The 24,437-nt window shown below is 62.7% G+C and carries 22 protein-coding genes and 1 pseudogene; 12 read left to right on the forward strand and 11 right to left on the reverse strand.

Annotation, left to right across the window (positions count from 1 at the left end):
- Nucleotides 1-68 precede the first annotated feature (68 nt).
- Complete coding sequence (locus DCO48_RS14440) at nucleotides 69-809, forward strand: ABC transporter substrate-binding protein (protein ID WP_116551292.1); 741 nt, start codon at nucleotides 69-71, stop codon at nucleotides 807-809.
- On the opposite strand, the gene DCO48_RS14445 is transcribed toward DCO48_RS14440, so the two are convergent.
- The 4 genes from DCO48_RS14445 to gpmI all read right to left on the reverse strand — a co-directional run bounded on the left by DCO48_RS14445 (nucleotide 800) and on the right by gpmI (nucleotide 5,932).
- Nucleotides 800-1,561 carry a divergent polysaccharide deacetylase family protein gene (locus DCO48_RS14445; RefSeq protein WP_116551293.1) on the reverse strand — a complete coding sequence of 254 codons (762 nt, stop codon included), beginning with the start codon at nucleotides 1,559-1,561 and terminating at the stop codon, nucleotides 800-802. The genes DCO48_RS14440 and DCO48_RS14445 overlap by 10 nt on opposite strands.
- Nucleotides 1,561-2,877, reverse strand: coding sequence for a S41 family peptidase (locus tag DCO48_RS14450; RefSeq protein WP_116551294.1), 1,317 nt, complete (start codon nucleotides 2,875-2,877; stop codon nucleotides 1,561-1,563). The genes DCO48_RS14445 and DCO48_RS14450 overlap by 1 nt, the downstream gene beginning before the upstream one ends.
- An 89-nt stretch (nucleotides 2,878-2,966) precedes the next feature.
- The gene (locus DCO48_RS14455) at nucleotides 2,967-4,268 is read right to left on the reverse strand and encodes a murein hydrolase activator EnvC (RefSeq protein ID WP_218276128.1); all 1,302 of its coding nucleotides are present in this window, start codon (nucleotides 4,266-4,268) and stop codon (nucleotides 2,967-2,969) included.
- Nucleotides 4,269-4,396: 128 nt separating this feature from the next.
- Complete coding sequence (gene gpmI, locus DCO48_RS14460; RefSeq protein WP_116551296.1) at nucleotides 4,397-5,932, reverse strand: 2,3-bisphosphoglycerate-independent phosphoglycerate mutase; 1,536 nt, start codon at nucleotides 5,930-5,932, stop codon at nucleotides 4,397-4,399.
- 215 nt (nucleotides 5,933-6,147) lie between these two features.
- On the opposite strand from gpmI, the gene DCO48_RS14465 reads away from it, so the two are divergent.
- The 3 genes from DCO48_RS14465 to secB are packed head-to-tail and all read left to right on the forward strand — an operon-like array spanning nucleotide 6,148 to nucleotide 7,350.
- Nucleotides 6,148-6,564 (forward strand): rhodanese-like domain-containing protein, encoded by a 417-nt coding sequence (locus tag DCO48_RS14465; RefSeq protein WP_116551297.1) that lies wholly within the window; start codon nucleotides 6,148-6,150, stop codon nucleotides 6,562-6,564.
- Between the two features lies 1 nt (nucleotide 6,565).
- Entirely contained in the window at nucleotides 6,566-6,820 is a 255-nt protein-coding gene (grxC, locus tag DCO48_RS14470; RefSeq protein ID WP_116551298.1) for a glutaredoxin 3, read from the forward strand.
- A gap of 41 nt (nucleotides 6,821-6,861) precedes the next feature.
- Nucleotides 6,862-7,350, forward strand: coding sequence for a protein-export chaperone SecB (gene secB, locus DCO48_RS14475; RefSeq protein WP_116551299.1), 489 nt, complete (start codon nucleotides 6,862-6,864; stop codon nucleotides 7,348-7,350).
- Nucleotides 7,351-7,399: 49 nt separating this feature from the next.
- On the opposite strand, the gene DCO48_RS14480 is transcribed toward secB, so the two are convergent.
- Nucleotides 7,400-7,855, reverse strand: a complete 456-nt coding sequence (locus DCO48_RS14480) for a tRNA (cytidine(34)-2'-O)-methyltransferase (protein ID WP_116551300.1) — start codon at nucleotides 7,853-7,855, stop codon at nucleotides 7,400-7,402.
- Here DCO48_RS14480 and DCO48_RS14485 point away from each other — a divergent pair.
- Nucleotides 7,854-8,294, forward strand: a complete 441-nt coding sequence (locus tag DCO48_RS14485; RefSeq protein ID WP_116551301.1) for a hypothetical protein — start codon at nucleotides 7,854-7,856, stop codon at nucleotides 8,292-8,294. The two genes, DCO48_RS14480 and DCO48_RS14485, sit on opposite strands and share 2 nt — an antisense overlap.
- Before the next feature lie 241 nt (nucleotides 8,295-8,535).
- On the opposite strand, the gene ntrC is transcribed toward DCO48_RS14485, so the two are convergent.
- From ntrC to glnA, 3 genes are all read right to left on the reverse strand, one after another.
- Complete coding sequence (gene ntrC, locus DCO48_RS14490; RefSeq protein ID WP_116551302.1) at nucleotides 8,536-9,972, reverse strand: nitrogen regulation protein NR(I); 1,437 nt, start codon at nucleotides 9,970-9,972, stop codon at nucleotides 8,536-8,538.
- Nucleotides 9,969-11,054, reverse strand: coding sequence for a nitrogen regulation protein NR(II) (gene glnL / locus DCO48_RS14495; protein WP_116551303.1), 1,086 nt, complete (start codon nucleotides 11,052-11,054; stop codon nucleotides 9,969-9,971). The genes ntrC and glnL overlap by 4 nt, the downstream gene beginning before the upstream one ends.
- Before the next feature lie 257 nt (nucleotides 11,055-11,311).
- Complete coding sequence (gene glnA / locus DCO48_RS14500; RefSeq protein ID WP_116551304.1) at nucleotides 11,312-12,718, reverse strand: type I glutamate--ammonia ligase; 1,407 nt, start codon at nucleotides 12,716-12,718, stop codon at nucleotides 11,312-11,314.
- A gap of 328 nt (nucleotides 12,719-13,046) precedes the next feature.
- Here glnA and thiI point away from each other — a divergent pair, with 328 nt between their 5' ends.
- Both thiI and typA read left to right on the forward strand, forming a co-directional pair.
- On the forward strand, nucleotides 13,047-14,501 hold the full coding sequence (gene thiI / locus DCO48_RS14505) for a tRNA uracil 4-sulfurtransferase ThiI (protein ID WP_116551305.1): 1,455 nt from the start codon (nucleotides 13,047-13,049) through the stop codon (nucleotides 14,499-14,501).
- A gap of 127 nt (nucleotides 14,502-14,628) precedes the next feature.
- The gene (gene typA / locus DCO48_RS14510) at nucleotides 14,629-16,452 is read left to right on the forward strand and encodes a translational GTPase TypA (RefSeq protein ID WP_116551306.1); all 1,824 of its coding nucleotides are present in this window, start codon (nucleotides 14,629-14,631) and stop codon (nucleotides 16,450-16,452) included.
- Between the two features lie 152 nt (nucleotides 16,453-16,604).
- Here typA and DCO48_RS14515 read toward each other — a convergent pair whose 3' ends face one another.
- Nucleotides 16,605-17,009 (reverse strand): YkgJ family cysteine cluster protein, encoded by a 405-nt coding sequence (locus tag DCO48_RS14515; protein WP_116551307.1) that lies wholly within the window; start codon nucleotides 17,007-17,009, stop codon nucleotides 16,605-16,607.
- Nucleotides 17,010-17,210: 201 nt separating this feature from the next.
- Here DCO48_RS14515 and DCO48_RS14520 point away from each other — a divergent pair, with 201 nt between their 5' ends.
- The 3 genes from DCO48_RS14520 to DCO48_RS14530 all read left to right on the forward strand — a co-directional run bounded on the left by DCO48_RS14520 (nucleotide 17,211) and on the right by DCO48_RS14530 (nucleotide 21,411).
- Nucleotides 17,211-19,661 carry a glycogen/starch/alpha-glucan phosphorylase gene (locus tag DCO48_RS14520; RefSeq protein WP_116551308.1) on the forward strand — a complete coding sequence of 817 codons (2,451 nt, stop codon included), beginning with the start codon at nucleotides 17,211-17,213 and terminating at the stop codon, nucleotides 19,659-19,661.
- Between the two features lie 139 nt (nucleotides 19,662-19,800).
- Entirely contained in the window at nucleotides 19,801-20,811 is a 1,011-nt protein-coding gene (locus tag DCO48_RS14525; protein ID WP_043862187.1) for a class 1 fructose-bisphosphatase, read from the forward strand.
- A gap of 3 nt (nucleotides 20,812-20,814) precedes the next feature.
- Entirely contained in the window at nucleotides 20,815-21,411 is a 597-nt protein-coding gene (locus tag DCO48_RS14530) for a DUF924 family protein (RefSeq protein WP_116551309.1), read from the forward strand.
- A gap of 66 nt (nucleotides 21,412-21,477) precedes the next feature.
- Here the strand turns inward: DCO48_RS14530 and DCO48_RS23265 are convergent, their stop codons facing one another.
- Nucleotides 21,478-22,308, reverse strand: a complete 831-nt coding sequence (locus tag DCO48_RS23265) for a methyl-accepting chemotaxis protein (protein ID WP_371919512.1) — start codon at nucleotides 22,306-22,308, stop codon at nucleotides 21,478-21,480.
- A gap of 24 nt (nucleotides 22,309-22,332) precedes the next feature.
- Nucleotides 22,333-23,370, reverse strand: a pseudogene (locus tag DCO48_RS23270) (cache domain-containing protein); the annotation flags it as partial.
- A gap of 224 nt (nucleotides 23,371-23,594) precedes the next feature.
- Here DCO48_RS23270 and bamE point away from each other — a divergent pair.
- Nucleotides 23,595-23,849, forward strand: a complete 255-nt coding sequence (gene bamE, locus DCO48_RS14540; RefSeq protein WP_116551311.1) for an outer membrane protein assembly factor BamE — start codon at nucleotides 23,595-23,597, stop codon at nucleotides 23,847-23,849.
- Nucleotides 23,846-24,421: a lipocalin family protein gene (locus tag DCO48_RS14545; protein ID WP_116551312.1), complete on the forward strand. Its 576-nt coding sequence runs from the start codon at nucleotides 23,846-23,848 to the stop codon at nucleotides 24,419-24,421. The genes bamE and DCO48_RS14545 overlap by 4 nt, the downstream gene beginning before the upstream one ends.
- Nucleotides 24,422-24,437 lie beyond the last annotated feature (16 nt).

The following is a 24,437-nucleotide window of genomic DNA, read 5'->3' on the forward strand; positions in this document are numbered from 1 at the left end:
GCTCCCACAGAATGTGTGGGAGCGGGCTGGTCCCGCGATAGATTCACCGCCGACAAGGAGTCCTACCCATGATAAGTCGCTTGCTTGTCGTACTCTTCAGCGCCCTGGTCCTCGCCGGCACCGCCCGTGCTGCCGAACCGCTGGTGTTGCTCACCGAGAATTTCCCGCCCTACAACATGTCGGCTGATGGCAAGAGCTTTGCCCGCGAAGACAACATCCAGGGCATCGCCGCCGAGATCGTCCGCGAGATGTTCAGGCGCGCGCAGATCCCCTACAGCATGACCCTGCGCTTCCCCTGGGAACGCATCTACAAGCAGGCGCTGGAAACCCCTGGCTATGGCCTGTTCGTCACCGCTCGCCAGCCCGACCGCGAAACCCTGTTCAAATGGGTCGGCCCGATTGGCCCGGACGACTGGATTCTGCTCGCGCGCAAGGACAGCAAGCTCACCCTGGACAGCCTGAACGACGCCCGTGGCTTGAAGATCGGCGCCTACAAAGGCGACGCCATCGCCCAGCACCTGAGCAAGCAGGGCTTGCGCCCGGCGCTGGTGCTGCGCGACCAGGACAACGCGCGCAAGCTGGTCAACGGCGAGATCGACCTGTGGGCCACCGGTGACCCGGCCGGGCGCTATCTGGCGCGGCAGGTGGGCATCGGCGAGCTGCGCACGGTATTGCGCTTCCACGGCGCCGAGCTGTTCCTGGCACTGAACAAGCAAGTGCCCGATGCGGTGGTCAAGGCGCTGCAGGACGCCTTGGAGCAGATGCGCAGCGACGGCTTCGTCGACGCAACATTCGCCCGCTACCTGTAAGTCCCGTGCTTGCCGTGGCCGGGCATCGCCCGGTTGCTGCGTTCGGCGATCATCTGGTGAATCTCGATCCACTCGATACCTTGGGCCTTGAGCCGGGGCAGCTCGCGTTCGAGTACCTCGAGAGTCTGTGGATAAGGGTGCCCGATCAGCACTGCCGAACCCTGTTTGCGTGCCAGTTCGATCGCCAGTTGCAACTGCCCGGCAATCGCCTCGGGGGTGCGCACGTCATCCAGGAACACATCCCGCGACAGGCTCGCCAGCCCCTGCGCCTGCGCCTTGGCGGCGGCCACGGTGGCGGCGCTGGTGCGGCTGTCGACAAAGAACAGGTGATGGCGCTGCAGCGCGGCCATCAGCCAGGCCATCGCCTGCGGCTCGGCAGTCATGCGGCTGCCCATGTGGTTGTTGAGCCCGCTGGCGAATGGCACTTTGGCCAGCGCCGCGTCGAGCCGGCGTTCCAGCTCCGGCAGCGGTGTGCCGGGGTGCCAGGCATAGGGGCCGGTGGCCGGGTCCATCGGCATGTGCAGGATCACCGTTTTGCCGGCGCGATGGGCTTGCCGGGCGAAGTCAGTGGCGTGCGGGGTGTCGGGCATTATCGCCAAGGTGACCGGGCCGGGCAGCGCCAGCGTGCGGGCATCGCGCGCCGGGTTCTGGCCGAGGTCGTCGATAATCAGGGTCAGGTAGGCTTTGCCGACCGGCGCCGCAGGAGCAGCGCCGGCCAACAGGCAGAGCAGGGCAAGCAGCAGACGGCGCATCACTTGTCGCGGGTGATGCTCAGGCCTTTGAGCAGGCTCAGCGCCTGGCTCAGCTGGAAGTCGTCGTCCTGCGGCCGGGTCTTCTTGCTGGCGCCCTTGGCGGTCGGCCGGTCGGCGCCGCCGTTGCCGTTGCCCAGGTGACCCTGCAAGTCGGCTTCCTTGAAGTTCTCGGCATCCTGCTCGCTGGTGATCTTGGCCTGGCGCACCTCGATGTCCGGGACGATGCCCTGGGCCTGGATCGAGCGGCCGTTCGGGGTGAAGTACAGGGCGGTGGTGATCTTCAGCGCGCGGTCGTTGTTCAGCGGCAGCACGGTCTGTACCGAGCCCTTGCCGAAGCTGTCGGTGCCCATCAGTACGCCGCGCTTCTGGTCTTGCAGGGCGCCGGCGACAATTTCCGAAGCCGAGGCGCTGCCCCCGTTGATCAGCACCACCAGCGGCACGCCTTCGCTGGCGTCGGCGGCGTCGGCGCTGAAGCGCAGTTCGGAGTTGGCGATACGGCCCTTGGTGTAGACGATCAGGCCCCTGGTCAGGAAGTGATCGGCCACTTCCACGGCCGATTGCAGCACGCCGCCGGGGTTGTTGCGCAGGTCGAGCACCAGGCCACGCAGCTTCTTGCCGTTGTCCTTGCGCAGCTTGGCCAGGGCCTTGCCGACTTCGTCGCCGGTTTTTACCTGGAACTGGGTGATGCGGATATAGCCGTAGCCGTCTTCGAGCATCTGCGCCTTGACGCTCTTCACCTGAATCACCGCGCGCGCCAGGGTCACGTCGAACGGCGTGCCGCCGTCGCGGACCAGGGTCAGGGTGATTTTCTGGCCGATCTTGCCGCGCATCTTGTCGACGGCTTCGGTCATGGTCTGGCCACGGGTCGGCGCACCGTCGATCTTCACGATCAGGTCGCCGGCTTCGATGCCGGCACGCGAGGCCGGGGTGTCGTCGATCGGCGAGACCACTTTGACGAAGCCGTCTTCCATGCCCACTTCGATGCCCAGGCCGCCGAATTCGCCGCTGGTGCTTTCCTGCAGCTCCTTGAAGTCTTCCGGGCCCAGGTAGGCGGAGTGTGGGTCAAGGTTGCTGAGCATGCCCTTGATGGCGTTTTCCAGCAGGGTCTTGTCGTCGACCGGCTCGACATAGGCGGCCTTGATACGGTCCATGACCTCGGCAAAGGTGCGCAGCTCATCGAGCGGCAGCGGCGCCTTGGCGGTTACCGTGGTCGGTGCCACCGCCGCTGGGGTCGGCTCGGCCGCGTGGGCCAGGGTCGCACCGGTGACCAGGGCAATGGTCAGGGCCAGCGAGGTAAGGCGAGGCGAATGCAGCATGTCGAACGAACTCCTGATCCTGGTTTTGCCCCGTGTGGAGCATCGTACCCGGCACAACTAGGCGGGTACGTGAAATAAGGGGGTAATGCCTATCCTTGTGCACGGCACCATTGCGACGGATCGCTCGGGCGGCCCTGCTGGCGAATGGCGAAGTACAGCGCCGAGGTGTCCTGGCCGCCGCTGTTGCCAACGGTGGAGATCGCCTCGCCGGGCTTGACGATGTCGCCGGCACTCTTGAGCAGGGTCTGGTTATGCCCGTATAGGCTCAGGTAACCGTTACCGTGGTCGAGAATGACCAGAAGTCCCGCGCCGCGCAACCAGTCGGCGAAGACCACCCGCCCGCCGTGCACGGCGTGCACCTGGCTGCCGGCCGAGGCACTGATCATCACCCCGTCCCATTTGGCCCGGGCATCGTCGCCACGGGTTTCGCCGAAGCGCGCCAGCAGTCGACCATTGACCGGCCATGGAAGTTTTCCCCGGGCCGCAGAAAAAGCCCCGCCGTAAGTGGCGCCGTCGCTGGAAACCAGCGCGCCGGGCAGTGCCTTGGGCTTTTTCGGGGCGTCCTCTTCGCTGGCGCTGTTGCGCGCAGCGAGGGCTTCGCGCTGGCGCTGTTTTTCTGCTTCCTGCGCGGCCAGCAGGGCTTTCTGCCGGGCTTCCTCGGCTTCGCGGGCCTGGCGGGCGAGGGTTTCCTCGATGGTTTTCAGCACGCGGGTAAGGTCGGCCTGGTCCTGTTCGCGGGCGGCCAGCTTCTGGTCGCGTGCCTTGAGGTCGCTGCTGAGCTTGGCGAGTACCTCCTGGCGCTCGGCGCGGATTTTTTCCAGGGCCTGGCGCTGGGTGTCGAGGTCGTTCTGCTGGGCCAGCAGTTCGGACTGCTGGTTGGCGATGTCCTGTTCGACATTGGCCAGTTGGCGCAGGGTGTCGTTGAACTGGCGCAGTTGAGCCAGGCGGGCCTGGCTGAGGTAGTCGTAGTAGGTCAGGGTGCGGGCGAATTTTTCCGGGTTCTGCTGGTTGAGCAGCAGCTTGAGGTATTCCTCGCGACCGTTGTTCTGGTAAGCCGAGCGGGCCTGGATGGCAATCAACCGTTGTTGTTCAACGCGGGCGCTCTGGAGTTTTTTTTTCTCGTGATCAAGGCGCTCCAGCTCGCCCTCGCTCTTTTTTAGTTCCTGTCGCAGGGCCTCCACCTGCTTCTCCAGCTTGCCGATGTCGGTTTCTGTCGTGCGCAGTTCTTTCTGCGCGCCGGATTTTTCCTGCTGCAACTGGCCCAGCAGCTTCTTCAGCTCGGCAATGTCCTGGCGCGTGGCGTCCAGTTGTTGCTGTGTTTGCGCGCGTTCGTCGGCGAAGGCCGGGGCGAACAGGCAAGTCAGGGCGAGTAGGATCAGGGCGCGAAGCATGGGGTAGGCGATAACCAGGATGGAGACTGGCCTAGTATGCCCGCCATGGGCGGCAAAAAAAACGCCCCAAGGCAACTGCATTGGGGCGTTTGTCCGGAAATCCGACCATTGCGGCCGGATTCCACCGATCAGCCGTCGATCAGAATCGAGGTGCCGGTCATTTCTGCAGGTTTTTCCAGGCCGAGCAGCTTGAGCATGGTCGGTGCCACGTCGGCCAGCACGCCGCCTGCGCGGACGTGCACGTTGCGCTTGCCGACATAGATGAACGGCACCGGCTCGGTAGTGTGCGCGGTGTGCGCCTGGCCGGTGCACGCGTCTTCCATCTGCTCGACGTTGCCGTGGTCGGCGGTGATCAGCGCTTCGCCGCCGACCTTGTCCAGTGCCTCGACGATGCGCCCGACGCACAGGTCGAGGGCTTCGACGGCCTTGACCGCAGCTTCGAATACGCCGCTGTGGCCGACCATGTCGCCGTTGGCGTAGTTGACCACGATAACGTCGTAGCGCTGCTGCTCGATGGCTTCGACGATACGGTCGGTGACCTCGGGTGCGCTCATTTCCGGCTGCAGGTCGTAGGTGGCGACTTTCGGCGACGGAATGAGGATGCGCTCTTCGCCCTCGAACGGCTCTTCGCGGCCGCCGGAGAAGAAGAAGGTGACGTGGGCGTACTTCTCGGTTTCGGCAATGCGCAGCTGGGTCTTGCCGTTTTTCGCCAGGTACTCGCCGAGCACGTTGTTCAGGCTGCCCGGGGCAAACGCGGCTGGCGCGGGGATTTTTGCCGAGTACTGGGTCAGGCCGATGTAGGCGGCCAGTTTCGGCAGGCGCGCCCGTGGGAATTCGTTGAACGCCGGCTCGACGAACACCCTCGACAGCTCGCGGGCGCGGTCGGCGCGGAAGTTCATGAAGATGACAGCATCGCCATCTTCGACCTTGACCGCTGCGCCGATGCGCGTGGCTTTGACGAACTCGTCGCTCTCGCCGCGGGCATACGCTGCTTCGAGGCCGGCCTGGGCGGTGTCGGCGGTGAACTCGGCAACACTGTCGACGATCAGGTTGTAGGCCGTGCTGACGCGGTCCCAGCGGTTGTCGCGGTCCATCGCGAAGTAGCGGCCGATCAGGCTGGCGATGCGCCCCTTGCCGAGCTTGGCGAAGGCGTCGTCGAGCAACTGGATCGACGACTGCGCGCTTTTCGGCGGGGTGTCGCGGCCGTCGAGGAAGGCGTGCAGGTAGATTTTCTCGGCGCCACGCTGGGCGGCCAGCTCGGCCATGGCGACCAGGTGGTCCTGGTGGCTGTGCACGCCGCCGTCGGAGAGCAGACCGAGGATGTGTACCGCCTTGCCGGCACCCGCCGCCTTGTCCACCGCGTCGCACAGCACCGGGTTGGCGAAGAACGCGCCGTCCTTGATGGCTTTGGTCACGCGGGTGAAGTCCTGGTACACCACCCGGCCAGCGCCGAGGTTCATGTGGCCGACTTCGGAGTTGCCCATCTGTCCGTCCGGCAGGCCGACGTCCATGCCGGAGCCGGAGATCAAGCCATGCGGCTGGGTAGCGCGAAGGCGATCGTAGACCGGCGTGTTGGCCGAATAGATGGCATTGTATTCATGGCTTTCGCTGTGACCGAAACCATCCAGGATGATCAGGACCAAGGGTTTTGGCGGGTTTGTCATCAATAGAACTCACGGTTGTTCAGATGATAAAGGCACGCATTTTAGGGCAAATTGGCCATCGCTGACGAATTTACCTTGTGCGCCGGCAGCTGCCGTCCGACGGGCAGTAGCGCATAGATGAGAACTACTGTCGATAAGCGCCCGCAGCGGGCTTTGGCCGACCTTGGCTGCTGTGTATACTGGCCAACATTTTTAATGGCCTGGAACACCCTCCGATGGTTGCTCACCTGATTGAATTCGCAACAAATCACTATCTGCTGGTTGCTATCTTCGTCGTTCTGCTGGTTTTGCTGATCGTCACCGAAGCGCGCAAGGGCGGCCGTAGCCTGAGCACCGGCGAGCTGACCGCACTGGTGAACAGCGACAAAGGCCTGGTCATCGACATTCGCTCGACCAAGGACTTCTCCGCCGGTCACATCGTCGGCGCCCTGAACATCCCGCAGGACAAGTTCGCTGCCCGTACTGGCGAATTGGCCAAGCACAAGGCGAGCAAGACCCTGATCATCGTCGACGCCAATGGTCAGCACGCCGGCACCATCGCCCGCGAACTGCTCAAGGACGGCTACAACGCGGCCAAGCTGTCTGGCGGCGTGTCGAGCTGGAAAGCCGACAACCTGCCGCTGGTGAAGTGATATGGCCAACGTCATCGTCTACTCCAGCGACTACTGCCCTTACTGCTCGCGTGCCAAGCACCTGCTCGACAGCAAAGGTGTGGCGTTCGAAGAGATCAAGGTCGATGGCAAGCCGCAAGTGCGCGCCGAAATGAGCCAGAAGGCCGGGCGCACCTCGGTGCCGCAAATCTGGATCGGCAGCACCCACGTCGGTGGTTGCGACGACCTGTATGCCCTGGAGCGTGCCGGCAAGCTGGACGCCCTGCTCAACGCTTGATTCCCAACCCCTCTACACGACCCTGCCAAGAAGGATCTGTCATGACTGAACAACAGAACAACGGCGCTGCGGCAGCCGACGAAAGCGCTCCTCAGTTCTCCCTGCAGCGCATCTACGTGCGCGACCTGTCGTTCGAAGCGCCGAAAAGCCCGGCGATCTTCCGTCAGCAGTGGGAGCCGAGCGTCGCACTGGACCTGAACACCAAGCAGAAGTCCCTGGAAGGCGACTTCCACGAGGTCGTGCTGACCCTGTCGGTAACCGTCAAGAACGGTGAAGAAGTGGCCTTCATCGCTGAAGTGCAGCAGGCCGGTATCTTCCTGATCAAGAACCTGGATGCGGCTTCGATGAGCCACACCCTGGGTGCCTTCTGCCCGAACATCCTGTTCCCGTACGCCCGTGAAGCGCTGGACAGCCTGGTGACCCGTGGTTCGTTCCCGGCGCTGATGCTGTCGCCGGTCAACTTCGACGCCCTGTATGCCCAGGAAATGCAACGCATGCAGGAAGCTGGCGAAGCGCCGTCGCTGCAATAAGCCTCGGTCAGTCAGTAAAAAGCGCCCCACGGGGCGCTTTTTTCATGGGTCAGGCAAAGCCTTGCTGGCGCCAGGCCTCGTAGACCGTCACCGCCACGGTGTTCGACAGGTTCAGGCTGCGACAGCCCGGCTGCATCGGCAGGCGCAGGCGCTGTTCGGCCGGCAGGCTGTCGAGCACTTCGGCCGGCAGGCCACGGCTTTCCGGGCCGAACAGGAAGGCGTCGCCGGGTTGGTAGGCGACTTCGTGGTACGGGTGCGAGGCCTTGGTGGTGAAGGCGAACAGGCGTGGCTGGCCGAGGCTTGCCATACAGCTGGCCAGGTCGGTGTGGCGCTTGAGGGTGGCATACTCGTGGTAGTCCAGGCCGGCGCGGCGCAGGCGCTTGTCATCCAGTTCGAAGCCGATAGGCTCGATCAGGTGCAGGTGGCAGCCGCTGTTGGCGCAGAGCCTGATGATGTTGCCGGTATTCGGCGGAATTTCTGGTTGAAAAAGGATGACGTGAAACATGCACGGCTCCGAGCATAAAGACGGTGAGCATTCTACCCCCGAACCGGACCCGCGTTCGAAATCATGGCCGCGCGTGCTGTTTTCTTTGGCCCTGTTCGGGCTGTTGGTCGGCATGATGATCGGTCGCCTGACCGCCCCCGAGCCGCGGGTGCTGGAGCAGGTGGAGGTGGTCGAGGCGGGCTTGAACCTGTGGTTCAACGAAGCACCGCAACTGCACGGCGAGCAGGTCGACGGTACCCTGGCCTTGCTGTTCGATGCCGAGGGGAAAACGCAGAAGGGGCAGTTGCAGTTGGCGGGGAAGCCGGTTACCTGGCGCGTGCAGCACAGCGACAAGGGCCTGCTGGTGACGCTGGTGGCAGCCCGCGCGCTGCGCGGCGACTGGGTCGGCGACGCGGCGCAGGGGCGCTGGCGGGTGCAGGTGCGGCTGCACGAAGAATAAAAGAGGGGATTCCCCGGCCTGCCTGTACCAAGGTCCCCAAAACTGGGTTGTAACCATGATATGCAGGGGGTGTGCCAGTTTTGTTGCAGTGCCGGGGAATGGCCGAAAACCTTGTGTTTAGGGGCGCAAAGGCTTTAGTACAAGGGTTTCGGCGGATGAACGGGCGGCTTTTTGCCTTATTGCCGTGCACGCAACAGGGTGCTTGCACTAAAGGGTGGCCACAATGCCCTGGGCGGCAAGATCACGCCTCGTCGTCGCCGTCCTCATCGCCACCCGCGACCTTCATTCCCAGTTCCTTGATCTTGCGCGTCAGCGTGTTGCGCCCCCAGCCCAGCAGTAGCGCAGCATCGCGGCGGCGGCCAGCGGTGTGCTTGAGCGCGGTTTCGATCATGATCCGCTCGAAGCTCGGCACCGCGCTGTCGAGCAGGCTCGACTGGCCACGCGCCAGGGCCTGATCGGCCCACTGGCGCAGCGCCTGCTCCCAGTTGGTGACCGGTGCGGCATCCTGCGGCAGGTTCAGCAGTTCCGGCGGCAAGTCGCCGATATGCACTTCGCGCCCGGACGCCATCACGGTGATCCAGCGGCAGGTGTTTTCCAGCTGACGCACGTTGCCTGGCCACGGCAAGTTGCGCATGAACGCTTCGGTTTCCGGCTTGAGCAGCTTCGGCTCAACGGCCAGCTCCTGCGCAGCACGGCCGAGGAAGTGTCGGGCCAGGGTCGGGATGTCCTCGCGACGATCGGACAGGCGCGGGATATGAATGCGGATCACGTTCAGGCGGTGGAACAGGTCTTCGCGAAACTTGCCGGCCTGCACCAGGGTTTCCAGGTTCTGGTGGGTGGCGGCGATGATCCGCACATCGACCTTTACTGGCACATGGCCGCCGACCCGGTAGAACTCACCGTCGGCCAGTACCCGCAACAGGCGGGTCTGGGTGTCGGCCGGCATATCGCCGATCTCGTCGAGAAACAGCGTGCCACCGTCGGCCTGCTCGAACCGTCCGCGGCGCAGGTTGGCCGCGCCGGTGAAGGCGCCTTTTTCGTGGCCGAACAACTCCGATTCCATCAGGTCTTTCGGGATCGCCGCCATGTTCAGGGCGATGAACGGTGAGGCCGCGCGTGGGCTGTGGCGGTGCAGGGCATGCGCGACCAGCTCTTTGCCGGTACCCGATTCACCATTGATCAGCACGGTGATATTGGAGTGGCTCAGGCGACCGATGGCGCGGAACACCTCCTGCATCGCCGGCGCCTCGCCGATGATTTCCGGGGTGCGGGCCAGGGCTGGAACGACGTCGAGGCCTTGCTGTTCCTGGGCATGCTGATTGGCGCGTTTGACCAGCGATACCGCTTCGTCGACGTCGAACGGCTTGGGCAGGTACTCGAAGGCCCCGCCCTGGTACGAGGCGACGGCGCTGTCCAGGTCGGAATGCGCGGTCATGATGATCACCGGCAGGCGCGGGTGCTGCTCGCGGATCTGCGCGAGCAGGTCCAGGCCGCTGGCGCCGGGCATGCGGATATCGGAAATGATCACGTCCGGCTGCTGCCGGGCCAGCCGGCTCATGACGCCATCGGCACTGTCGAAGCTTTGCGTGGTCATGCCTTCCTGTTGCAAGGCTTTTTCCAGGACCCAGCGGATGGAGCGGTCGTCGTCGACGATCCAGACAGTTTCACTACGGCTCATGAGGACGGGGCTCCTTGTTCCAGCGGCAGGAAGATCGAAAAGGTGGTGTGGCCGGGGTGGCTGTCACATTCGATCAGGCCCTGGTGCTGGCTGATGATGTTCTGGGTAATGGCCAGGCCCAGCCCGGTACCGTCCGGGCGGCCACTGACCATGGGATAGAAGAGGGTGTCCTGGAGTTCGGCCGGGATGCCCGGACCGTTGTCGATGATCTCGATCTTGGCCACCAGGCGATGGCGGGTATGGCCGATGGTGAACTGGCGCATGGCCCGGCTGCGCAGGCTGATGCGGCCCAGGCGCAATTCGTTCTGGCCGCTGATCGCCTGCATGGCGTTGCGCACGATGTTGAGCACGGCCTGGATCATCTGTTCGCGGTCGATCAGCACGTCCGGCAGGCTCGGGTCGTAGTCGCGCACCAGGGTGATGCCGCCCTGGCTTTCCGCCTCGACCAGGCTGCAGACGCGTTCGAGCACTTCGTGGATGTTGGTCATCGCCAGCGACGGCAGCTTGTTCGAGCCCAGCATGCGGTCGACCAGGTTCCGCAGGCGGTCGGCCTCTTCGATGATGACGTTGGTGTAGTCCTTGAGGCTCTCTTCGGGCAACTCGCGGGCCAGCAACTGTGCGGCGCCACGGATGCCGCCGAGCGGGTTCTTGATCTCGTGGGCCAGGCCGCGTACGAGCATCTTGGTGGTTTCCTGCTTGGACAGCTGCGCTTCTTCCTTGGTGATGCGCAGCAGGCGGTCGCGCGGGTGCACTTCGAGCAGCAACAGGGTCTGGCCCTGGCTGAGGATCGGGGTGACGGCGTAGTCGACGGTCAGGGTCTGCCCGGTGAGGGCCGTGAGCAGGGCTTCGCGCTTGGTGAACGGGTGCGCGTGGTCGACTGCCTGGCGCAGTGAATTGAGGGCTTCGGCCGACTCGGTGAACAATTCACTGATGAATTGGCCGTGGCTGCGCTGGCCACTGATGGCCAGGAGCATTTCCGCTGCCGGGTTCATGTACTCAAGGCGCAGGTCGGCGTTGAGCAGGATGGTGGCAGTGGTCAGGTTGTCCAGGAGCAGACGGTGCAGTGCATCGCTGATGGTCATGGGGCGTGGCGACCTCTGTTGATCTGCGTGTGCGAAGAAAATGCAAGAACCAAACCAAGGCTCCGAAAAGAAGCGGAGACGCCTGAATACGGGCGTTGTGTGCCCAAAAAATGACTGGCCTGCGCGGGGTGCGATACTTTTTGAACCAAAATGGGCTGCTGGTCTTTGGGTAGCGCTGCCTTGCGCACCACTATAGAGCACTTCGGGAAAGGGAAAAAAAAGGCCTCCCGAAGGAGGCCTCTTTCATTCACACGGCATTAGCAGCTGTAGTACAGCTCGTATTCCAGTGGGTGTACGAAGGTGCGGACCTTGATTTCTTCTTCGCTCTTCAGCTCGATGTAGGCATCGATGAAGTCGTCGGAGAACACGCCGCCCTTGGTCAGGAACGCACGGCCCTTGTCCAGCTCTTCCAGGGCTTCTTTCAGGCTGCCGCACACCTGTGGAATCTCTTTCGCCTCTTCAGGCGGCAGGTCGTACAGGTTCTTGTCGGCGGCATCGCCTGGGTGGATCTTGTTCTGGATGCCGTCCAGGCCAGCCATCAGCAGTGCCGCGAAGCACAGGTATGGGTTGGCCGCCGGGTCCGGGAAGCGCGCTTCGATACGGCGGGCTTTCGGGCTCGACACGTAAGGAATACGGATCGATGCGGAACGGTTACGGGCCGAGTAGGCCAGCATGACCGGCGCTTCGAAGCCTGGGACCAGACGCTTGTAGGAGTTGGTGGCCGGGTTGGTGAAGCCGTTCAGGGCCTTACCGTGCTTGATGATGCCGCCGATGAAGTACAGGGCGGTATCGGACAGGCCGGCATAGCCTTCGCCAGCGAAGGTGTTCTTGCCGTCTTTCCAGATCGACATGTGCACGTGCATGCCCGAGCCGTTGTCGCCGTACAGTGGCTTAGGCATGAAGGTAGCGGTGCGGCCGTAGGCGTCGGCAACGTTGTGCACAACGTATTTCAGGGCTTGTACTTCGTCGGCCTTCTTCACCAGGGTGTTGAACTTGACGCCGATTTCGTTCTGGCCGGCGGTCGCCACTTCGTGGTGGTGAACTTCGACGGTCTGACCCATTTCTTCCAGTGCGTTGCACATGGCAGTACGGATTTCGTGGTCGTGGTCGAACGGCGGAACCGGGAAGTAGCCACCCTTCACGCCTGGACGGTGGCCCTTGTTGCCGCCTTCCACGTCCTGGTCGGACATCCACGAGGCTTGCTCGGAGTAGATCTTGAACATCGAGCCGGAGATGTCGGACTTGAACTTCACTTCGTCGAAGATGAAGAACTCAGGCTCTGGGCCAGCGTAAACGGTGTCGCCGATCAGGGTGCTTTTCAGGTGCTCTTCGGCGCGACGGGCGATCGCACGCGGGTCACGATCGTAGCCCTGCATGCTGGCCGGGTCGATGATGTCGCAGGTCAGGATCAGGGTCGGCTCTTCGGTGAACGGGTCGAGCACGGCGGTGGAGTCGTCCGGCAGCAGGATCATGTCGGACGCTTCGATGCCTTTCCAGCCAGCGATGGAGGAGCCATCGAACATCTTGCCGGTTTCAAAGAAGTCTTCGTCCAGGCCGTCACGGGCTGGCATGGTCACGTGGTGCTGGGTGCCCTTGGTGTCAGTGAAGCGCAGATCAATCCATTTAACGTCATGATCTTTGATGAGTTGAACCGACTTCGACATGGTGTCCTCCGGGGGGATAGAGCGTGCCTGTGCAGCCCTTGAATTTGGGTGATGCCGGGCGCGAATATCGGCCAAGGCAACCTGCCTCACAAGGGAGCAAATTGCATGCCAGTGCCCCGAACTGGGATTTCTGCCCCAATCCCAAGCGTTTTCGGGCGCCAGGCGGTTAAACCGGATTTTTATTGCACCCTTTGGAGGCGCTTTATGAGTAAATCGCACCAATATAGGGCATTGAAAACCTTCTGTACAAAAGTTGCTCAAACCGTGAGCAATTTCCGCTATAATCCGCGCCCCCTCTTTTTCGGCTGGCCGTCCGCGCGCTGTTTTCATGAAACTAATCGTAAAAGTCTTCCCAGAAATCACCATCAAGAGCCGGCCGGTTCGCAAGCGTTTCATCCGTCAACTGGCCCGCAACATCCGCAACGTGCTCAAGGATCTCGATCCTGCGCTCGTGGTGAATGGTGTCTGGGATAACCTCGAAGTGGTGACCCGCATCGAGGACGAGAAAGTCCTGCGCGAGATGACCGAACGCCTGACCTGCACCCCGGGCATTGCCCACTTCCTGCAGGTTGACGAGTACCCGCTGGGCGACTTTGACGATATCGTTGCCAAGTGCAAGGCGCACTTCGGCCCGCTGCTGGCCGGCAAGCGCTTCGCCGTGCGCTGCAAGCGTGGCGGCCACCATGATTTCACCTCGATGGACGTCGACCGTTACGTCGGTAGCCAACTGCGCCAGCAGTGCGGCGCCGCCGGTATCGACCTGCGCACGCCGGAAGTGGAAGTGCGTATCGAAGTGCGCGACAAGCGCCTCTACGTGATCCACAACCAGCACAAGGGCATCGGCGGCTACCCGCTGGGCGCGCTGGAGCAGACCCTGGTGCTGATGTCCGGTGGTTTCGACTCCACCGTGGCCGCCTACCAGATGATGCGCCGCGGCCTGATGACCCACTTCTGCTTCTTCAACCTCGGTGGCCGTGCCCACGAACTGGGCGTGATGGAAGTCGCGCACTACCTGTGGAAGAAATACGGCAGCAGCCAGCGCGTGCTGTTCATCAGTGTGCCGTTCGAAGAAGTGGTCGGCGAGATTCTCGGCAAGGTCGACAACAGCTATATGGGCGTAACGCTCAAGCGCATGATGCTGCGTGCGGCAGAGAAACTGGCCGACCGCCTGGAGATCGACGCACTGGTAACGGGCGAGGCGATTTCCCAGGTATCGAGCCAGACCCTGCCGAACCTGTCGATCATCGATTCGGCCACCAGCAAGCTGGTATTGCGCCCGCTGCTGGCCAGCCACAAGCAGGACATCATCGACCAGGCCGTGGAAATCGGCACCGCCGACTTCGCCAAGCACATGCCTGAGTACTGTGGGGTGATTTCGGTTAACCCGACCACCCACGCCAAGCGTCACCGCATGGAACATGAAGAGAAGCAGTTCGACATGGCCGTGCTCGAGCGCGCCCTGGAGCGCGCCCGCCTGATCTCCATCGACCACGTGATCGACGAGTTGAGCCAGGACATCCAGGTCGAAGAAGTCGACCAGGCGCTGGCCGGGCAGGTGGTGATCGACATCCGGCACCCGGATGCCCAGGAAGACGAACCGCTGGAACTGGAAGGCATCGAAGTCAAAGTCATGCCGTTCTATGCGATCAACAGCCGCTTCAAGGAACTGGACCCAGCGCGCCAGTACCTGCTGTATTGCGACAAGGGCGTGATGAGTCGGCTGCATGCCCACCACCTGCTGAGCGAGGGACATGCCAATGTGCGTGTTTATCGTCCGGCATAAGACGCCGGGGCTGTATGGCGGAAGCATCCGCCATCGCCCTCCCGACCGCCGGGCAGTCTGAGCGCCGTTCATTCATATTCGCCGCTTAAAATAGCGGCAACCCGAATCCTCTGATCGAGATACACAAGTGATCGAAAATCTACGCAACATCGCCATCATCGCCCACGTTGACCATGGTAAAACCACCCTCGTCGACAAACTCCTGCGTCAGTCGGGCACCCTGGAGCGCAACGAGCTCAACGACGAGCGCGTGATGGACTCCAACGACCAGGAAAAAGAGCGCGGCATTACCATTCTGGCGAAAAACACCGCCATCAACTGGAACGGCTACCACATCAACATCGTGGACACCCCGGGCCACGCCGACTTCGGTGGTGAAGTAGAGCGCGTAATGTCGATGGTCGACTCCGTGCTGCTGCTGGTTGACGCTCAAGACGGCCCTATGCCGCAAACCCGTTTCGTGACCAAGAAGGCGTTCGAAGCCGGCCTGCGTCCAATCGTGGTGATCAACAAGGTCGACCGTCCGGGCGCGCGTCCTGACTGGGTTCTGGACCAGATCTTCGACCTGTTCGACAACCTCGGTGCTACCGAAGAACAGCTGGACTTCAAAGTCGTCTACGCCTCGGCTCTGAACGGCATTGCCGGTCTGGACCACACCGACATGGCTGAAGACATGACCCCGCTGTACCAGTCGATCATCGACAACGTACCGGCGCCGGCGGTTGACCGTGACGGTCCGTTCCAGATGCAGATCTCCGCACTGGACTACAACAGCTTCCTCGGTGTTATCGGCGTTGGCCGTATCGCCCGTGGTCGCGTCAAGCCGAACACCCCGGTTGTCGCTATCGACGCCGACGGCAAGAAGCGCAACGGCCGTATCCTGAAGCTGATGGGCCACCACGGTCTGCACCGCATCGACGTTGAAGAAGCCCAGGCTGGCGACATCGTCTGCATCAGCGGTTTCGAAGAGCTGTTCATCTCCGACACCCTGTGCTCCCCGGACGCAGTCGAAGCGATGAAGCCGCTGACCGTCGACGAGCCAACCGTTTCGATGACCTTCCAGGTCAACGACTCGCCGTTCTGCGGTAAGGAAGGCAAGTTCGTCACCAGCCGTAACATCAAAGAGCGTCTGGACAAAGAGCTGCTGTACAACGTTGCACTGCGCGTTGAAGAAGGCGACTCGGCTGACAAGTTCAAGGTTTCCGGCCGTGGTGAGCTGCACCTGTCGGTTCTGATCGAAACCATGCGTCGTGAAGGCTTCGAGATGGCGGTAGGCCGTCCGGAAGTGATCATCCGCGAAGTCGACGGTACCAAGCAGGAGCCGTTCGAGAACGTCACCATCGACATCCCTGAAGATTCGCAGGGCAAGGTCATGGAAGAAATGGGCCTGCGTAAAGGCGACCTGACCAATATGGTGCCGGATGGCAAGGGCCGTGTACGTCTGGAATACAACATTCCAGCCCGTGGTCTGATCGGTTTCCGTAACCAGTTCCTGACCCTGACCAACGGTGCAGGCATCCTGACCTCGATCTTCGATCGTTACGACACCATGAAGTCGGGTCACATGTCGGGCCGTCAGAACGGCGTTCTGGTTTCGGTTGAAACCGGCAAGGCACTGACCTACTCGCTGGAAACCCTGCAGGCGCGTGGCAAGCTGTTCATCGAACACGGCCAGGACATCTACAACGGTCAAATCATCGGTCTGAACAGCCGTGACAACGACCTGGGTGTCAACCCAACCAAGGGCAAGAAGCTCGACAACATGCGTGCTTCGGGTAAAGACGAAACCATCGCGCTGGTGCCGCCGGTTCGCTTCACCCTGGAACAGGCTCTGGAGTTCATCCAGGACGACGAGCTGTGCGAAGTCACGCCTAAGTCGATCCGTCTTCGCAAGAAGATCCTCGACGAAGGCGAGCGTACCCGCGCTGCCAAGAAAGCCAAAGCTAACTAAGTCTGGCTGAACGAAAACGCCCCCGGTCGAAAGGCCGGGGGCGTTTTTGTTTGTCTGGGGGAAATGTGTTGCCGGCTATCGCGCGACGAGCCCGCTCCCACAGGGTGCTGCAGTGCTCTTTGTGGGCGCGGGCTTGTCCCGCGATGCTTTACTCAGCGCGCCAGCGGCTTGGGCTTGTACGCGCAATACCCCGGCCGCGGCCCGATCTTCGGGTGGTTGCGGCAGGTGTCCGGACGCTTGTCATAAATGGTGCACAGGCGGCTCTTGCGGTCCAGATACAGGCAATCGTCGTTGCTCATCCGCGTCAGGGTGAAGATGCCCGACTTCTGGTTGAAGCGCTCGATAATCCCTTCCTTTTGCAAACGCTTGGCAACGTTCTTCGGTGGCTCGTCTTTCTCGAACTCGTCCACCACGCCAATGCGGATCAAGTCTTTCAACTTGACCTCCACCGGCAAGGTGCAGCACGTGGAGTTGCAGCCCCCGCACATATGGCTGGAATACCTTTGCCAGGTATCCAGGCGGTCGACTTCGGCGGCGGCAATCAGGGTCGGTTTCATCGGGCTCAGGTGTTTAGATGTTCTGGTGGGCGCGCGATCATACCGGAGTTGATCAAAATGTGAACAGCCATTTGCCCGGTTGCGCGCATAACAGGTACCGCTTTTGCACAGAAACACCTGAACCAGCGCTTTCGCTCTGTGTCGAAGCGTCTAGGCTGAGGAGTCTCCATCCGCATTCGTCAACTTGCCCGAGGACATCGCATGTCTCAGGAACCACTCGCACGTGACGCAGAGGTGGCCGCTTTTCGCACCGCTGTACTGGATAAACTGACCTACGCGGTCGGCAAGGACCCGGAACACGCCTTCGAGCACGACTGGTTCGAAGCCATTGCCCTGGCCGCACGCGATCACATGGTCGATCACTGGATGGACCACACCCGGCAGATCTACCGCAGCAGCCAGAAGCGGGTGTATTACCTCTCCCTCGAATTCCTTATCGGTCGCCTGCTCTACGACAGCCTGAGCAACCTCGGCCTGCTCGACATCGCCCGCGAGGCGCTGACAGGGCTCGACGTCGACCTTGAGCGGATCCGCCTGCTGGAGCCGGACGCGGCGCTGGGCAACGGCGGCCTTGGCCGGCTGGCCGCGTGCTTCATGGAAAGCATGTCGACCCTCGGCATCGCCGCCCACGGCTATGGCATCCGCTACGAGCACGGGTTGTTCCGCCAGGCGGTGGTGGATGGCTGGCAGCAGGAGCAGACCGAGAACTGGCTGGATTTCGGCAACCCCTGGGAGTTCGAGCGCGCCGAGGTGATCTACCCGATCAGTTTCGGCGGCAGCGTCGAAACCGTGCACGATGGCGCCGGCCAGCCACGGCAGGTCTGGTGGCCAGCGGAAACCGTGCGCGCGGTGGCCTACGACACCCCGGTGGTGGGCTGGCGCGGTGCCAGTGTGAATACCCTGCGCCTGTGGCGCGCGCGGGCCCTGGAAGAGCTGCACCTGGAGCGCTTCAATGCCGGTGATCACCTCGGCGCCGTCGCCGAAGTGGCCAGGGCCGAAAGCATTTCGCGGGTGCTGTACCCGGCCGACAGCACCGAAGCGGGGCAGGAGTTGCGCCTGCGTCAGGAATACTTCTTCGTCTCGGCGTCGCTGCAGGACCTGCTGCGTCGCCACCTGAACATGCATGACACGCTGCTCAACCTGCACGAGTCGGTGGCCATCCAGCTCAACGATACCCATCCCTCGATTGCCGTGGCCGAACTGATGCGGCTGCTGGTCGACCAGCACGAAGTACCATGGGACACCGCCTGGCAGCTGACCGTCGACACGCTCGCCTACACCAATCACACGCTGCTGCCGGAGGCCCTGGAAACCTGGGCGGTGGGCCTGATGGAACGCATGCTGCCGCGGCACATGCAGATCATCTACCTGATCAATGCGTTCCATATCGACGCGCTACGGGCCAAGGGCATCCACGACTTCGACGTGCTGCGCGCGGTGTCGCTGATCGAAGAAGACAACGGCCGCCGGGTGCGCATGGGTAACCTGGCGTTCCTCGGCTCGCACAGCGTCAACGGCGTGTCCGGGCTGCACACCAAGCTGATGCGCAGCACGGTGTTCGCCGAGCTGCACAAGCTGTACCCGGAGCGGATCAACAACAAGACCAATGGCATCACCTTCCGTCGCTGGCTGTTCCAGTCCAACCCGCCGCTCACGGCGATGCTGGTCGAGGCGTTGGGCGCGGAGATTCTCGACAACACCGAAACCGGCCTCAAGGCACTGGAACCGTTTGCCGAGAAGGCGAGCTTTCGCAAGCAGTTCGCCGAGCAGCGCCTGCACAGCAAGCGGGCGTTGGCGACGATCATTCAGGAGCGCCTGGGGATCACGGTGAACCCCGAGGCGCTGTTCGATGTGCAGGTCAAGCGCATCCACGAGTACAAGCGCCAGTTGCTCAACCTGTTGCACACGGTGGCGCTGTACCAGGCGATCCGCGCCGAGCCGAGTACCCATTGGGTGCCGCGGGTGAAGATCTTTGCCGGCAAGGCCGCGGCCAGCTATCACCAGGCCAAGCTGATCATCAAGCTGACCAACGACATCGCCAAGGTGGTGAACAACGACCCGACCGTGCGCGGCCTGCTGAAAGTGGTGTTCCTGCCCAACTACAACGTCAGCCTGGCCGAGAGCATCATCCCGGCGGCGGACTTGTCCGAGCAGATTTCCACGGCCGGCTACGAAGCCTCGGGCACCAGCAACATGAAGTTCGGCCTCAACGGCGCACTGACCATCGGTACCCTCGACGGCGCCAACGTCGAGATGTCCGAGCACCTGGGCGCCGAGCATATGTTCATCTTCGGCCTGACCGCCCAGCAGGTGGAAGCCCGCAAGCGCAGTGGCGACTTCGGCGCGGGCGCGGCGATTGCCGCTTCGCACCGGCTCAACGACGTGCTTCAGGCGATTCGCGGCGGGGTGTTCTCGCCGGACGATCCGGCACGCTATGTGGGCCTGATCGACTCGCTGGTGGCCTACGACCGCTTCCTGCTCTGCGCCGACTTCGATGCCTACTGGGAGGCCCAGCGGCGGGTCGACGAACTCTGGCATGAGCCTAAACTGTGGTGGCGCTCGGCGGTTTTGAATACCGCGCGGATGGGCTGGTTCTCCTCCGATCGGACCATCCGCGAATACGCCAGGGAGATCTGGAAGGCTCTGGACTGAGCAACGGCGCGCGGCCCGTGGGCGTGAACCTTCGGGTCGATGTGTCGTCTGATCGGACAGGCGTGTCCTACTGCTCGCCCGCGCAGCGCTCTCCCTGTAAACTGCGTGGGTTTTTACTTCCCCTTCTTCGGAGCCTTACATGTCCCGCGTTACCCTGAGTCGCTATTTGATTGAGCAGACCCGTAGCAACAGCACCCCTGCCGATCTGCGCTTCCTGATCGAAGTGGTGGCGCGTGCGTGCAAGGAAATCAGCCATAACGTCTCCAAAGGCGCACTGGGTGGCGTCCTGGGCAGCATGGGCACCGAAAACGTGCAAGGCGAAGTCCAGAAGAAGCTGGACGTGATTTCCAACGACATCCTGCTCGAAGCCAACGAGTGGGGCGGTCACCTGGCCGGCATGGCCTCCGAAGAAATGGACAACGCCTACCAGATCCCGGGCAAGTACCCGAAAGGCGCCTACCTGCTGGTCTTCGACCCGCTGGACGGTTCGTCGAACATCGACGTCAACGTCTCGGTCGGCACCATCTTCTCGGTACTGCGTTGCCCTAACGAGTACCTGAGCCAGAACGAAAGCCTGAACGAGCAGGCCTTCCTGCAGCCAGGCACCAAGCAGGTAGCGGCCGGTTACGCCATCTATGGCCCGCAGACCATGCTGATCCTGACCCTGGGCAATGGCGTCAAGGGCTTTACCCTGGACCGCGAGCTGGGCAGCTTCGTGCTGACCCACGAGAACATCCAGGTACCGGAAACCACCGCCGAGTTCGCCATCAACATGTCGAACCAGCGTCACTGGGAAGCACCGGTTACCCGTTATGTCGGCGAACTGCTGGCCGGCGAAACCGGCCCGCTGAAAAAGAACTACAACATGCGCTGGATTGCCTCGATGGTTGCCGATGTGCACCGCATCCTGACCCGTGGCGGCCTGTTCATGTACCCACGCGATGCCCGCGAGCCTTCCAAGCCGGGCAAGCTGCGCCTGATGTACGAAGCCAACCCGATGTCGTTCATCATCGAGCAGGCCGGCGGTGCGTCCACCGACGGTCGTCAGCGTATCCTCGACATCCAGCCGGAGAGCCTGCACCAGCGCGTCGCGGTGTTCCTCGGCTCGAAGCAGGAAGTCGAGCGCGTTACCGGTTATCACCAGGAGTAAATCATGCTCGCACCTTGGCAGCCGTTGCTGGAGTGGTGGTTCGGTTGGGGCACCAGTCCCCAGCAGGTCGCTGACGAGAAGAGCACCCTCTGGTTCGGCAAGCATCACGATGCCGAAGCCGAGGCGTACTTTGGCGAGTTGATGGAGCAGGCGCTGGCCGGCGGTCTCGATGAGTGGCTGCAAAGCCCTCAGGGCTGGCTGGGGCTGGTGCTGCTGCTCGATCAGTTGCCGCGCATGATCCACCGCGACACGCCGCGCGCCTTCGATGGCGACCGGCGCGCGCAGGTGTTGGTGATGCAGGGCCTGGACAAGGCCTGGGATTATCAGCTGCTGCCGATCCAGCGGGTGTTCATCCTGCTGGTGCTGGAGCATGCCGAAGTGCTGGATTGGCAGAACATCTGCGTCGAGCGCTACCAGCTGTTGCTGGGCGCGCAACCGGAAGCGGATCGCCGCCTGTTCGAAGGTTTCCTCGACTACGCCGAGCAGCACCAGCGGGTGATTGCGCGGTTCGGTCGGTTCCCGCATCGCAACCTGGTGCTGGGGCGGCCGAGTACCGACGAGGAGCTGGACTTTCTGCTGGAGCCTGGGTCCAGGTTCTGACGCCGAGGGCCTCATCGCGGGACGAGCCGGATCGCCACTCCGACTCGTCCCGCGATAGGGTTTGCCTCAGATCCTGAAACTGCCCACCAGATGCTTCAAGCGCTCGACCTGACTCTCCAGGTCGTTGCAGGCGCGCAACGTCGCCTGCAGGTTTTCCAGCCCTTCCTGATTCAGCGTATTGATCTCGGTAATGTCGACATTGATCGACTCGACCACGGCCGTCTGCTCTTCGGTCGCGGTGGCCACCGACTGGTTCATCCCGTCGATTTCGCCGATCCGCTGGGTAACGCTGCCCAGGCGCTCGCCGGCCTGGTTGGCAATCCCGACGCTGTGCTCGCTCTGGCTCTGGCTTTCGACCATGGTGCTGACGGCCACCCGCGCACCGGCCTGTAGCTCCTCGATGATCTTCTGCACCTGCTGCGCCGAATCCTGTGTGCGGTGGGCCAGGTTGCGCACTTCGTCGGCTACCACGGCAAAGCCGCGCCCGGCCTCGCCCGCACGAGCGGCCTCGATGGCCGCGTTCAGCGCCAGCAGGTTGGTCTGCTGCGAGATCCCGCTGATCACTTCGAGAATCTGCCCGATGTTCACCGTATTGGCGTTCAGGGTTTCGATGTTGCCGCACGAATCGCTGATCTTCGCCGACAACTGATGCATCACGCTGATGGTCTGGTCGACCACCTGCTGGCCGTCTTCGGCCAGGTTGCGGGCCTCGCTGGAATGCTGCGAGGCGAGGGCGGCGTTCTGGGCAATCTCCTGAGCGGCGGCGCCGAGCTGGTTGATCGCCGCCGCCACGCTGCTGGTGCGGCTCGATTGCTGGTCGGAGTTGTGGATCGAAGCGTTCGAAGCACTGACCACGCGCAGCGCCACTTCGTTGACCTGGCCGGTGGCCGAGGACACTTCGCGGATCGACTCGTGGATGCGCTCGACAAAGCGGTTGAATGAGGTGGCCAGGGCACCGAATTCATCATGCGCGTGAATGCGCAGGCGCTTGGTCAGGTCGCCTTCGCCTTCGGCGATGTCGTGCATGGCGCGGCCCATCAGGTGCAGCGGCTCCATCAGCACGCGAATCAGCAGGCCGAGCAGACCGATGATGATCAGTACCGCAATTACCGTGGCAACGATGGCCGAGGTACGGAAGTCGCTGAGCATGGCGAATGCCGCGTCCTGATCGAGCACCAGCGCCACGTACCAGTCGGCCGACGGCACGCCGTTGACGCGGGTGAAGGTGATGAACTGCTGACGACCGTCGAGGCTGATTTCCTTGAGCCCGGCACCGATCTGCGGCGCGCTGCTGCCGTAGACGTCGACCAGGCTCTTGAGCGCCAGCTGGCTATCCGGGTGGATCAGGATCTTGCCGTCGCCGTTGACGATGAAGGCCTGGCCATGGCCGTCGAAGTTCAGTGAGTTGATGATCTGGCTGATGGTGTCCAGGCTGGTGTCGGCGCCGCTGACGCCGATCAGTTGGCCGGCCTGCTGCACGGGCGAGGCAATGGTGATCACCAGCTTGCCCATGGATGCCGAGACGTAGGGCTCGGTGACGATGGTTTTACCGGCGGCGCTGGCGGCTTTGTACCAGCCGCGCACGCGCGGGTCGTAGTCTGGCGCACGGTTGCCGACCGGCACCGATTGCATGGCGCCGTCCTGGCCGCCGAAATACGTGAGGGCGAAGTTGCTGCCATAGACCGGCAGGGCCAGGCTGCGGTTCAGGCTGGCCTTGCCCGGGCCGTCCACGGCCACTTGCTGGGCGAACGATTGCAGCAGCTGGATACGGCTTTCCAGCCAGGTCTGAATGTTGCCGCTGGTCAGTGCGCCCAGCGCCTGCATGGAGGCTTCGGTGTTACTGCGCAACGACTGGCGTTGGCGGTAGTCGTTGAACAGGATGAAACAGGTAAACGCCACCGCCACCACGAGGGCGGCGGCCAGCAGGATCTTGTGGCTGAACTTCAGGTTTTTTGTCATTACGGTGTCTGCACAAGGCGGGTCTACGGGGAGGCGCGACCAATAGTCGCAGCGCCTACCTGTGTCGTCCGTGCCGGACAAAAGATTAATCGTTTTTGCAGGTATGCGACCAAAGGCTGAGAGCAAGTAAATCCGCGGGCAGGGGAACCGGAACCGGTTTTTTCCTTCTAAACTCGTCGCAGGCTTCCGTGCCGTGCGCCCCCCCTGTCCAGGAGTGACCTTTCATGTCGTTGCGTTCCCTCGCCCTGTTGTCGTTGTGCGTGTTTCTGACCGCGTGTAACAAGATCAACCAGGAAAACTATTCACACCTCAAGACCGGCATGAGCAAGGCCGACGTCGAGCAGTTGCTTGGCAGCCCGGCCGAGTGTTCCGGCGCGCTGGGCATGTCCAGTTGTACCTGGGGCGACGAGCAGTCGTTCATCAGCGTGCAGTACGCGGCCGACAAGGTGCTGATGTATTCAGGGCAGGGCCTGAAATGAACGCACTTCGCGTGCTGCTTGGTGTGTGTGCCGGCCTGCTGCTGAGCGCTTGCGCGACCTCCGGCAGCAGCAACCCAATGGACCCGAAGACCGCCGGCAATGTCGATCTCAGGCGCTACCAGGGCACCTGGTATGAGCTGGCGCGTCTGCCGATGTTCTTTCAGCGCGATTGTGCGCAGTCCGAGGCGCATTACACGCTGCAGGCGGATGGCAATGTCGGTGTGCTGAACCGTTGCCGAACGTTGCAGGGCGAGTGGCAGGAAGCGACCGGGACGGCGACCGCGCAGGTACCGGGCAAGACCGACAAGCTCTGGGTGGAATTCGACAACTGGTTCTCGACGCTGTTGCCGGGTGTGGCGAAGGGCGATTACTGGGTGTTGTATGTCGACAGCGAGTACCAGACGGCGCTGGTCGGCAACCCGAATCGCAAGTACTTGTGGATTCTGTCGCGCACGCCGACGATCCCGGCGCTGGCGCGCGAGAGCCTGCTGGCCAAGGCACGGCAGCAGGGCTATGACACCTCGCGGCTGATCTGGCGGGTGGCTGATCGGGATATCGCGGGCAAGCCTTAAAGGCCTCATCGCGGGA

This window comes from Pseudomonas sp. SDI (genome assembly GCF_003105155.1).
In the GTDB taxonomy this organism is placed as follows: domain Bacteria; phylum Pseudomonadota; class Gammaproteobacteria; order Pseudomonadales; family Pseudomonadaceae; genus Aquipseudomonas.